General features: G+C 72.0%; 10 protein-coding genes. 6 read left to right on the top strand and 4 right to left on the bottom strand.

Annotation, left to right across the window (positions count from 1 at the left end; genetic code table 11):
* Both GWI24_RS32510 and GWI24_RS32515 read right to left on the bottom strand, forming a co-directional pair.
* Positions 1-338: peptidase inhibitor family I36 protein (locus GWI24_RS32510; protein ID WP_210949648.1), on the bottom strand; the 338-nt coding region annotated here is incomplete at its 3' end.
* A 117-nt stretch (positions 339-455) separates the two neighbouring features.
* The gene (locus GWI24_RS32515; RefSeq protein ID WP_210949649.1) at positions 456-2,057 is read right to left on the bottom strand and encodes an MFS transporter; all 1,602 of its coding nucleotides are present in this window, start codon (positions 2,055-2,057) and stop codon (positions 456-458) included.
* Between the two features lie 127 nt (positions 2,058-2,184).
* Here GWI24_RS32515 and GWI24_RS32520 point away from each other — a divergent pair, with 127 nt between their 5' ends.
* The 6 genes from GWI24_RS32520 (at position 2,185) to GWI24_RS32545 (ending at position 8,677) form a co-directional block, all read left to right on the top strand.
* Positions 2,185-2,850 (top strand): TetR family transcriptional regulator, encoded by a 666-nt coding sequence (locus tag GWI24_RS32520; protein WP_210949650.1) that lies wholly within the window; start codon positions 2,185-2,187, stop codon positions 2,848-2,850.
* Positions 2,851-2,950: 100 nt separating this feature from the next.
* Complete coding sequence (locus GWI24_RS32525; RefSeq protein ID WP_210949651.1) at positions 2,951-4,156, top strand: alpha/beta hydrolase; 1,206 nt, start codon at positions 2,951-2,953, stop codon at positions 4,154-4,156.
* Positions 4,157-4,241: 85 nt separating this feature from the next.
* Positions 4,242-5,240 (top strand): DUF4429 domain-containing protein, encoded by a 999-nt coding sequence (locus tag GWI24_RS32530; RefSeq protein ID WP_210949652.1) that lies wholly within the window; start codon positions 4,242-4,244, stop codon positions 5,238-5,240.
* Positions 5,241-6,614: a sensor histidine kinase gene (locus tag GWI24_RS32535; protein ID WP_210949653.1), complete on the top strand. Its 1,374-nt coding sequence runs from the start codon at positions 5,241-5,243 to the stop codon at positions 6,612-6,614.
* Complete coding sequence (locus GWI24_RS32540) at positions 6,611-7,291, top strand: response regulator transcription factor (protein WP_210949654.1); 681 nt, start codon at positions 6,611-6,613, stop codon at positions 7,289-7,291. Before GWI24_RS32535 ends, GWI24_RS32540 begins: the two co-directional genes overlap by 4 nt.
* A 174-nt stretch (positions 7,292-7,465) precedes the next feature.
* Positions 7,466-8,677, top strand: a complete 1,212-nt coding sequence (locus tag GWI24_RS32545) for an alpha/beta hydrolase (RefSeq protein WP_210949655.1) — start codon at positions 7,466-7,468, stop codon at positions 8,675-8,677.
* Between the two features lie 226 nt (positions 8,678-8,903).
* On the opposite strand, the gene GWI24_RS32550 is transcribed toward GWI24_RS32545, so the two are convergent.
* Positions 8,904-9,935 (bottom strand): aldo/keto reductase, encoded by a 1,032-nt coding sequence (locus GWI24_RS32550; RefSeq protein ID WP_210949656.1) that lies wholly within the window; start codon positions 9,933-9,935, stop codon positions 8,904-8,906.
* Positions 9,932-10,396 (bottom strand): MerR family transcriptional regulator, encoded by a 465-nt coding sequence (locus GWI24_RS32555; RefSeq protein WP_210949657.1) that lies wholly within the window; start codon positions 10,394-10,396, stop codon positions 9,932-9,934. The genes GWI24_RS32550 and GWI24_RS32555 overlap by 4 nt, the downstream gene beginning before the upstream one ends.
* Positions 10,397-10,499 lie beyond the last annotated feature (103 nt).

The raw sequence follows: 10,499 nt of genomic DNA on the forward strand, positions 1-10,499 counted from the left end.
GGGGTTTCGGGGGCCCACGTTCCGGTGGGGTAGGTGTGGAACTCGGCCGTTTCGGCGCATTCGCGGCTCTGATAGGCCGTCACCGGGCGGCCCGTACGGTTCGCCAGGGACGCGGCGGTGGTGCCGGACGGCAGGGGGACACAGCTTTCGATGTCCACGTCGGCCAGTTCATGGGTCTGGCGCGCCCCCGTGAAGCCGCCGCTCCGCCACAGGCACAGCTGACCGGCGGCGCAGTTCCCCAGCCGCGGTGGGGCGGCGGGCCGGGCCGCCGCCGCGGCCGGGGCGAGGGTGGCGGTGAGGGCCAGGGCCGAGACGGCGGCCGTAATGATCTTGCGCATAACGCTTTCGCTCCCCGTGTGGAAAGAACAGAACGGGAGCCAGCCTGTCCGCCGGCTCCCGTTCGCCACCATGGGGTCGATCAAGGTCCACCCTGATAGGGGGTTGACCGAGAGGGGTCAGATGTGGACGGCGCCCCCGGACGCGTCCGCGTTCTCACCACGCTTGGTGAAGGCCGCGACCAGGGCCGCGACCGCCGAGACGACGGCGGCCACGGTGAAGGCGAGGCCCATCCCTGACACGAAGGTGTCATGCGCGACGGCCGTGATCTTGCCCGCGACCTCCGGCGGAGTGCCCTTGGGAACGGGGGCGATACCGACCTCGACGGCGTCCGACGCCTTGGACTCCGCCCCCTCGGGCATCGGCGGCAGCCCGGCGTCCGCCCACTTCTCCGGCAGCGCGCTGTCCACCCGGCCCGCCATGACCGCGCCCAGGACGGCCGTACCGAGGCTGCCGCCGACCTGCATCGCGGCCTGCTGGAGACCGCCGGCGACACCGGCGTGCTGGATCGGGGCGTTGCCGACGATGACCTCGGTGGCGCCGACCATGACCGGGCCGAGGCCGAGGCCCAGCAGGGCGAACCACACGGCCATCTCGAGGCCGCCGCTGTTCACGTCCAGCCGGGACATGCCGAACATCGCCACGGCGGTGATCGCCATGGCGATCACCAGCGGCGTCCGCGGCCCGAACTTGGTGATCAGCGCACCGGCCAGCGGCGAGGCGACGATCATCATCGCGGTGAGCGGCAGCAGCCGCAGCCCGCTGTCGACGGGGCTCATCCCGTGCACGTTCTGGAGATAGAAGGTGACGAAGAACAGCCCGCCCATGAAGCCGAAGGCCATCAGCACCATCAGCACGGTGCCCGCGCTCAGCGGCACCGAGCGGAACATGCTGAGCGGCAGCAGCGGCTCCGCCGTCCGGTTCTCCCAGAAGACGAAGACGGCGAAGCAGACCGCCGACAGGCCCAGGAAGAGCAGCGTGCGCTGGTCGCCCCAGTGCCAGTCGGCGGCGTTGATCAGCGCCCAGATCAGGCAGAACATCGCACCGGACAGCAGCACGATGCCGGGGATGTCGAAGGACCGCGGCGCCTTCTCGGCGCGGTGGTCCACCAGGAGCAGCAGCCCGAGGACCACGGCCAGCACGCCGACGGGCGCGTTGATGAAGAAGACCGACTGCCAGTTGACGTGCTCGACGAGCAGTCCGCCGACGATGGGCCCGGCGGCGGTGGATGCGCCGATCACCGCACCCCAGATGCCGATGGCCATGTTGAGCTTCTCGGCGGGGAAGGTGGCGCGCAGCAGCCCGAGCGCCGCGGGCATCAGCAGCGCGCCGCACAGACCCTGCAGCACCCGGAACGCCACGACGAGCGACACCTCGCCGGAGAAGCCGATGGCGGCCGAGGAGAGGGCGAAGCCGACGACGCCGATGAGGAAGGTCTGCCGGTGGCCGAAGCGGTCACCCAGTTTGCCGGCCGTGATCAGCGCGACGGCGAGGGCCAGCAGATAGCCATTGGTGATCCACTGCACATCGGCGAGCGAGGCGCCGAGGTCCTTCTGGATGGCCGGGTTGGCGATGGCGACGATCGTGCCGTCGAGGGCGACCATCGTCACGCCGAGGGCGACGGTGAGGAGCGTCAGCCATGGATGACCCCGAAGCCCCTTCGGGGCATCGGCTATGGGAGGTTCCGACGCCGAATCGGCGACGGTGGTCGAAGAGGTCATGACCGGAGGCTAATGTCAGCGTCTGACAATTGACAAACCGATTCATCCGCCGGTAACTGACGTTTTTGTCACAGGTATCCTGAGCAGCCGCAACGCGGCCCCACACCGGTAGAAAGTGAGCCGATAGGTGACGACGGACGAGGCAGTGGCGGGCACGACGACGCCGCCACCGGCCGGGCTGCGCGAGCGCAAGAAGCAGCGGACGCGAAGCGCCCTGGTGCGCTCCGCACTGGAGTTGTTCACCCGTCAGGGATACGAGCGGACGACGGTCGACGAGATCGCCGAGGCGGTCGAGGTCTCCCAGCGCACCTTCTTCCGGTACTTCGCCAACAAGGAGGAGGTCGCCTTCGCGAGCCAGGAGTCGGCCGAGTGCCACTTCTTCGCCGCCCTGTGCGGACGCCCCGTGGGCGAGGCGCCGCTGGCCGCGCTGCGCGGCGCGGTCCTCGACGCCTGGGGGAACATCGGGGAGGCCATCGAGCAGCTGGTGCCGCCCGAGCTCCATATGCGGATGTACCGGTTGATCGAGTCCACGCCGAGCCTGCTCGCGGTCCATCTGCGCCGCACCGCGGAGATGGAGGAGCGGCTGGCGCGCGAGATCGCCCGCCGCGAGGGGCTGGACATCGACGCCGATCCGCGGCCGCGGCTGGTGGTCGCGATGTTCGGCGGGGTGATCCGGGTGGCCGGGAAGCTGTGGACCGAGGGCGAGGAGGACAGCGTCGTCACATTGCGAGACCTCACCGCGTTCCATCTTGATTACGTGGGTCCCACCCTCGCCGAGAAATGGGATAAATAGCATCAATTCCGGCATAGCTCCCAAGCATTCCCGCCTTCAAACGTGATATGAATCACGGGATTTGGCACGCGGCGCCGCGCTTCTCCTAGGGTGTCCCGCGGTGACTTCCTTCTCGGAGCTCGGCTCCCCCTCCCCCGGTTCCACCGCCTGGCGCGCCCTGCTCGCGCTCGCGGTGGTCTTCGTCCTCCTCGCCACCACCGGCTGGACGGCCATACGGAGCCACAGGGGAGCCCAGGACGCGCTCTCCGTGTCAATGGACGCCTGGCGCCACGGATCGCTCGGCGGCCGCGCGCTGCCCGACCCGTACGGCTCACCGCGCATCCTCGGCCGCTGGTTCGACTCGCTCACCAAGGCCCAGACGGACCGGGTGGTGCGGCGCTATCCGCTGGCCGTGGGCAATCTCAACGGCGCGCCGGTGGCTCTGCGCTACCGCGCCAACCGCGTCGCCCTGTTCAAGGCGCGCGCCGATGAGCGCAAGCGGATGCACGACCCCCGGCTCACCCCGATGGGCCGCTCGGACGCGACACGCCGGATGCACCGCTACGAGGACCTGCTGGGCGCCGGGCGGCAGATCCTCTCCTTCGACCCCTCGGGCGCCGGCCGGGCCGCCGAGGTCTTCGGCGACCTCGCCCACGCCAACCGGGTCTCGATCGTGGTGCCGGGCGTGGACACCGACATCCTGACGTTCCAGAAGACCGAGCGCCCGTACACCGCCACGGTGGGAATGGCCCGCGCGCTCTACGACAACGAGCGGGCCGACGCCCCGGACACCAAGACCGCCGTCATCGCCTGGGCCGACTACACCACCCCGGCCGGGATCGGCATGGACGCGGCCACCGGGAAGCTGGCCGCCCAGGGCGCGGTGCGGCTGCGTGCGCTGGTCAACGCGCTGCCCTCGCTCTCCCGGGTCTCGCTGATGTGCCACAGCTACGGCTCGGTGGTGTGCGGGGTCGCCGCCCGCGATCTGCCGCCCAAGGTCACCGATATCGCGGTGGCCGGCAGCCCCGGGATGCGCGCCGGCCATGTCTCCGATCTGGGCACCAGCGCCCGGGTGTGGGCGATGCGCGACTCCGGCGACTGGATCGAGGACATTCCGCATCTGGAGTTCGGCGGGCTCGGCCACGGCGCGGACCCGGTCTCCTCCGGCTTCGGCGCCCGGGTGCTGGCCGCGGACGGCGCGGATGGACACGCCGGATATTTCGAACCGGGCACGACCAGCCTGGACAACTTCGCGCGAGTGGGAATCGGTGCTGTCCAGTCCGTGAGCTGCGGCGACGGCGACGACTGCACCGCGGGGCTACGCTGACGCCCGGCATAAACACCGGAAACTCTAGTGACGCGCGTAGTCTCAAAGGGGGACGGGCGGGCCACCGCCGCATACGATGAGCCGCATGGGTGATGTGCTGGCCGGTTTTCAGACCGTCTGGGAGTTCGACACCGACTCCATGCTCATCCGCTTCGAACGGGGAATCCGCACGCCGAAGCTGCTCCAGGCGCTCGGCGAACGCCGCATCCCCTTCGAGGCGCTGTCCGGGGTGGAGCTCGCTGTGGGCAAACGCGGAACGGTGGTGCTGCGCGCCGTGCCCAGACCGGGCGCCGACCCATTGATGGACGCCGCCGACGGCCAGCTCAAGGAGGCGTACGACCCGTACCGCCTGGTGCTGCCTGCCGAGCGGGAGACCCTCGCCGACTACTACGCCGAGCGGATACGCGAGTCCCTCGGCCCCGAGGCGGACACCGCGGCCGAGGCACATCTGGTGACCGTGCCCCCGGCGCCGCTGTCCTTCAAGGCGTACGACGGCAAGGCGTCGTTCGACGGCAAGGCCATCTCCTTCCGCTGGTTCTGGACCGGCGCCTCCTCGGAGAAGTGGAAGGTCGGGGACCAGCGCTTCCGGATCGACGAACTCACCGGTGTGGAGTGGCGTTCGCCGGAGAGCCGGGGCTCGGGGGGCACCGCACCCAAGGAGGGCTCCGCCAAGGCCGGTGCCGCCGAAGGGGGTTCGGCCAAGGACGGCACGGCCAGGAACGGCACCGGCAAGGTCGCCCCCAAGGGCGGTGGCCACGGCTATCTGCGGCTGCTGCGGCGCTCCGCCGAGGACCAGCCCGCCGCCCGCCCCGACCGGGACCCGGCGGCCGTCGTCTTCGGGATGGGCTACGGCCTCGTCCACCAGTCGCTGCCGTTCGCCGCGGCCGTCCTGGAGGCCATACGGGCCTCCTCCCCCGTGCCGTGCGCCGAGGGCGCCCACGCCCCGAACCGGGCCGCCGCCCCGCGCCGCGACCCCGCCGACATCGCCGAGCGCATCCGTCACCTGGGCGAGCTGCACACGGCCGGGCTGCTGACCGACGACGAATTCAGCGCTAAGAAGGCCGAGCTGCTGGCGGAGCTGTAAGTGTCCGGTTCCTCCTCCGCACCGGCCGGCGAGGCCGCCGGCGCCTCATCGACCGCCGCATCCTCCACCGCGCACGAGAGCCTGCCCAAGGCCGCCCGGCGGCAGGCGGGCGGTCTCGCCCGGGCCCTGGTGACCCCCAGCTATCCGGCGACACCGCTGTTCGCCCAGTCGCCCAGGAGCTGGCTGCGCAGGGTGCCGTACGGCGTGGCGATGATCCTCACCACGATCCTGGTCCCCACCACCGCCCAGATGCTCTCCCATGACTACGGGGTGGGCGGCGGCGTCGCCACGCTGCTCGGCATCGTCCAGGGCAGCCCGCTGCTGCTGTCCGTCACCCGCCCCCTGCAGGCGTGGTGGATCGTCTTCCTCTCCGATCTGGTCTCCGCCCTGGTGGTGCTCGGCACCGCGGACCACCTGGAGAACCGGGTGTGGCCCTGGCTGCCGGGCGCCATCATCGGCTACCTCTTCCTGCTGCTCGCCCTCGCGCTGCGCGAACCGCGCCGCACCCTGGTGGCGGTGTGGCTGGTCACCGGCACCGCCGGACTGGCGCTCGGCATGGCCTTCCCGGACAAGAGCAACGGCAGCAATGTGGTGCTGTTCGTGCTCAGCGGCGTGGTGCTGCTCGTCGCCGGGGCGCTGCGCGAGCGCGGGGACGCCCAGCGGCGGCTTGCCGAGCAGGAGACGATCAGCGAGGCCGAACGGGCCCATCGCACCCTGCTGGAGGAGCGCACCCGGATCGCCCGTGAGCTGCACGATGTGGTCGCCCACCACATGTCGGTGATCACCGTGCAGGCGGACAGCGCCCCGTACCGGATCGGCGGGCTGCCGTCCGAGGCGGAGCGGGAGTTCTCCACCATCGCCGCCACCGCCCGCGAGTCGCTCGCCGAAATGCGGCGGCTGCTGGGCGTGTTGCGCAGCGAGGAGACCCGCGGGGAGCGGGCACCGCAGCCGGGGCTGCGGCAGGTGCCCCAGCTGGTCGAGGCGACCGTACGGGCCGGGATACCGACCACGCTGACCATCGCGGACGACGTGGCCGAGCTCGAACCGCTGCCGCAGGCGGTGGGGCTGTCCGCATACCGCATCGTGCAGGAGGCGCTGGCCAATGTGGTGCGCCACGCGCCGGGCGCCGCCACCCGGGTGGCCATCTCGGCCGAGGACGGCTCGGCGCTGACCCTGCTGGTGGTCAACGGCCCGGCCCACAGCGCGCCCACCAAGCCCCTGGAGACCAGCGGCACCGGCCACGGCCTCGTCGGCATGGTCGAGCGCGTACGGCTCGTCGGCGGCATGCTCGACACCGGCCCGCTGCCCGACGGCGGCTTCCGCGTCGCGGCCCGCCTCCCCCTGGTAGACCTCGAAGAGACGGACGCGTCATGACCATCAAGGTGATCATCGTCGACGACCAGGCGATGGTGCGGGCGGGGTTCGCCGCCCTGCTCGCCGCGCAGAGCGATATCGACGTCGTCGGCGAGGCGCCGGACGGGCGGGAGGGCGTGGAGGTCAGCCGCCGCAGCCACCCCGATGTGGTGCTGATGGACGTGCGGATGCCCGAGATGGACGGGCTCGAGGCGGCCCGCCGGCTGCTGGACCCGCCGCGCGGGGTCACCCACCGGCCCAAGGTCCTGATGCTCACCACCTTCGACGTGGACGACTACGTCTACGAGGCGCTGCGCGCCGGGGCAAGCGGCTTTCTGCTGAAGGACGCCCCGCCGGCCGATCTGATCTCCGCGGTCCGGGTGGTGGCGGCGGGCGAGGCGCTGCTCGCCCCGTCCGTCACCCGCCGGCTGATCGCCGACTTCGCCCGCCAGCGCCCCGCCCCGCGCCGCGACGGCCTGGCCCTGCGGCGCAGCGGGCTGACGCCGCGTGAGACCGAGGTGCTGGAGCTGATCGCGCGGGGCCTGTCCAACCAGGAGATCGCCGAGTCGCTGGTGCTCGCGGAGCAGACGGTGAAGACCCACATCGGCCGGGTGCTGGCCAAGCTGGGGCTGCGTGACCGCGCCCAGGCGGTGATCTTCGCCTATGAGTCGGGCCTGGTGACACCGGGCGGTCAGTGACCACGGCCGGGCGGCCACCCCCTACTGGGGTATGACATCCCACTTGGCACCGGGGGGTGACGTACCGCCACCCGACACCTCTCTACCTTTCCCTCCGCCACCGACGGAACCACCGACGGAACCACTCACGGAACCACCGCCGGAACCACTGACGGAAGAGGGAAAGCCGCCGCCATGTCCCAGACGCTACGCACCAGGCACTACGCACGACGCCTGATCACCGCGGCGCTCACCATCACCGTCATGGCGGGGACGGCCGGCTGGACCGTGGCCCACGAGGAGCAGGCCATCACCGGGCCGCCGCCGGGGACCGGCGCATGGCTGGCGGACCATTCGCTGGGCGGGGCCGGACGCGAGCTGCCCGATCCGGCCACCGTCTCGCCCGCCGGGATCGCCCGGTTCTTCGACCGGCTCACCGAGGTCCAGCGGAAGGCGCTGGTCATCCGGCACCCCGAGGTGGTGGGCAATCTGGACGGGGCACCGCTGAGCCTGCGGTACGAGGCCAACACCCGGGCGATCCGGGCCGCCTGGCACAAGGAGCGGAAGGCCGACCCGAAGAGCCCGCTCGCCGAGCGTTACGCGGCGCTGCTCCGGCCCGGCCGCCAGATCCTCGCCTTCGATCCGCGCGGGCGCGGCCAGGTGGCGGAGGTGTACGGGGACTTGGCGACGGCCCGCCGCACGGCCGTGATCGTGCCCGGCTCGGACATCGACCTGGACGACTTCGACCGCACGGGCGACCCGTACGGCGCCCCGGCCGGGATGGCCCGGTCGCTGCGGGCGCGGATGGCCCAGGACGCGCCCGCGACGCCGACCGCCGTCATCGCCTGGGTCGGCTACACGACCCCGGTCGGGCTGGGCCCGGACGCCGCCACCAGTCGGCTGGCCAAGGCGGGCGCGCCCCGCCTGGACCGTTTTCTGGCCGGGCTCGCCGTGACCACCGCGGCCACCGCCGACGCCCCGCCCGCCGTCTTCTGCCACAGCTACGGCTCGGTGGTCTGCGGTCTCGCCGCCTCCGCGATGGACCGGGCCCGCGTCTCCGACCTGGTGGTGCTGGGCAGCCCGGGGATGCGCGCGGACAGCGCCGAGGCCCTGCGCACCGGGGCCCGGGTCTGGGCGGCGCGCGACCGCACCGACTGGATCCGCCGGGTGACCGGCTATGACTTCCTGGGCCTGGGTCACGGCGACGACCCGACCGATCCGTCCTTCGGCGCCCGGGTGGTCTCCTCCGAGAGCGCCCACGGGCACACCGGCTACTTCGCGCCGGGGACGGATTCGCTGCGCAACTTCTCGCGGATCGCGCTGGGGGACTTCGACGAGGTGCGGTGCGCGGGGGAGGACGGCGGCGGCCCGGGCACGGGGCCGGACTGCCGCCAGGGCCTCGTCTGACCGCTGCCCGGCCCGGCATCTGGTGGTGCCGGGTGCCGTCGGTCACCCGCCGGGCCCTGGCGCCCCGCGCTACGGCCCGACGCCCGCCATCAACACGGCGACCCCGCCCCGGCCGCCCGCCCGGCGCGTCCGACCGGTCGCGCCCGGCACCCGACGGCACCGCGCACCGGCCGCTTCCCCCACCGCGGCCCGGCGCCGCAGGCTATTCGGGGCCCGGCGCCGCAGGCTATTCGCGGCCCGCGCTCGTCGCGCTCATGTCGGCGTAGCGGGCGCCCGCCACCTGGCCCGCGATCGGCTCCAGCGCGGCTAGTTCGTCCGCGCTCAGCTCGATCCGGGTCGCGCCGGTGTTCTGCTCGATCCGGGCGCGGGTGCGGGTGCCGGGGATCGGCACCACGGCGAGCCCGTGCACCTGGGCCTGCTGCTGCACCCAGGCCAGCGCGATCTGGGCGAGGGTGGCCCCGCGCGCCTCGGCGATCTTCCGGAGCGGTTCCAGCAGCGCGGCGTTGGCGGCCGCGTTGTCGCCGGTGAAGCGGGGCTGAAGGCGGCGGAAGTCGTCCTCGCCCAGCTCCTGCTCGGCCTGGACGAAGGAGCCGGTGAGGAAGCCGCGGCCGAGCGGCGAGTACGGCACGAGGGCGACGCCCAGCTCGCGGGCGGCCGCCACCACGCTCTCCTCGATGTCGCGGCTGAACAGCGACCACTCCGACTGCACCGCCGCGATGGGGTGCACCGCGTGCGCCGCGCGCAGCTCGTTCGCCGTGACCTCGCTCAGGCCGAGGTGCTTGACCTTCCCCTCGGCCACCAGCTCGGCCATGGCGCCGACGCTCTCCTCCAGCGGCACCTCGGGGTTGCGCCGGTGCATGTAGTACAGGTCGATATGGTCCACCCCGAGGCGGCGCAGGCTGCCCTCGACGGCCTGGCGGATGTACGGGCGGTCGTTGCGTATCCGCTGGCGGCCGAACGGGTCGCTCTCGTCGCGCTCGATGGCGAACTTGGTGGCCAGGGTGATCCGGTCCCGGTTGGCCCGGACGAAGGGGGAGATGAACTCCTCGTTCCGCCCGAAGCCGTAGACATCGGCGGTGTCGAAGAGCGTGACGCCCAGCTCCAGGGCCCGCTCCAGCGTGGCCCGCGCCTCCGCCTCGTCGTGGGTCGGTCCGTAGGCCCAGCTCATGCCCATGCAGCCCAGGCCCTGGACGCCGACCTCGGGTCCGCCGGTCCCCAGGCCGACGGTCGCGATGGTCTCGTTGGTGCTGTCGCTCATACGGGGTCAAACCTCTCCGACGCCCTCCGGGCGTCAGCGTAGACATCGATCTTGAAGTCGAGGACTTCGAGCGTGCTCTGGAGCTCGGCGATCCGCTCCCGCACGTTCTCGCGGTGCGTGGTCAGCAGTTCCTCACGCTCGGGGAAGGTGTGCTCGCCCTCCCGCACCAGCTCGGCGTAGCGGACCATGTCCGCGACCGGCATCCCGGTCAGCCGCAGCTTGCCGACGAGGTCGAGCCAGTCCAGGTCGCGGTTGGTGAAGCGGCGCTGGCCGGTGTGCGTACGGTCCACATGCGGCATCAGCCCGATCCGCTCGTACCAGCGCAGGGTGTGCGCCGTCAGCCCGGTGTGGGCGACGACCTCACTGATCGAGTATCGGTCCTGTCCGGTGGGCCGGGGGTGGCCGACCCTCCCCGCGCAGTTCTTCCGCGCCTTCACCGGGGCGCTCTCCATCACGGTCATGCCGATTCACCTCTCGCAGGTCGCGGATCCGCACACCTCGTCGACGTCTTCAACGCTATTGACTTCGAGTGCACTCCAAGCAAGCGGAGATTTGGGGGAACCT

It is taken from the genome of Streptomyces sp. MK37H, from assembly GCF_018035285.1.
Lineage (GTDB): Bacteria > Actinomycetota > Actinomycetes > Streptomycetales > Streptomycetaceae > Streptomyces > Streptomyces endocoffeicus.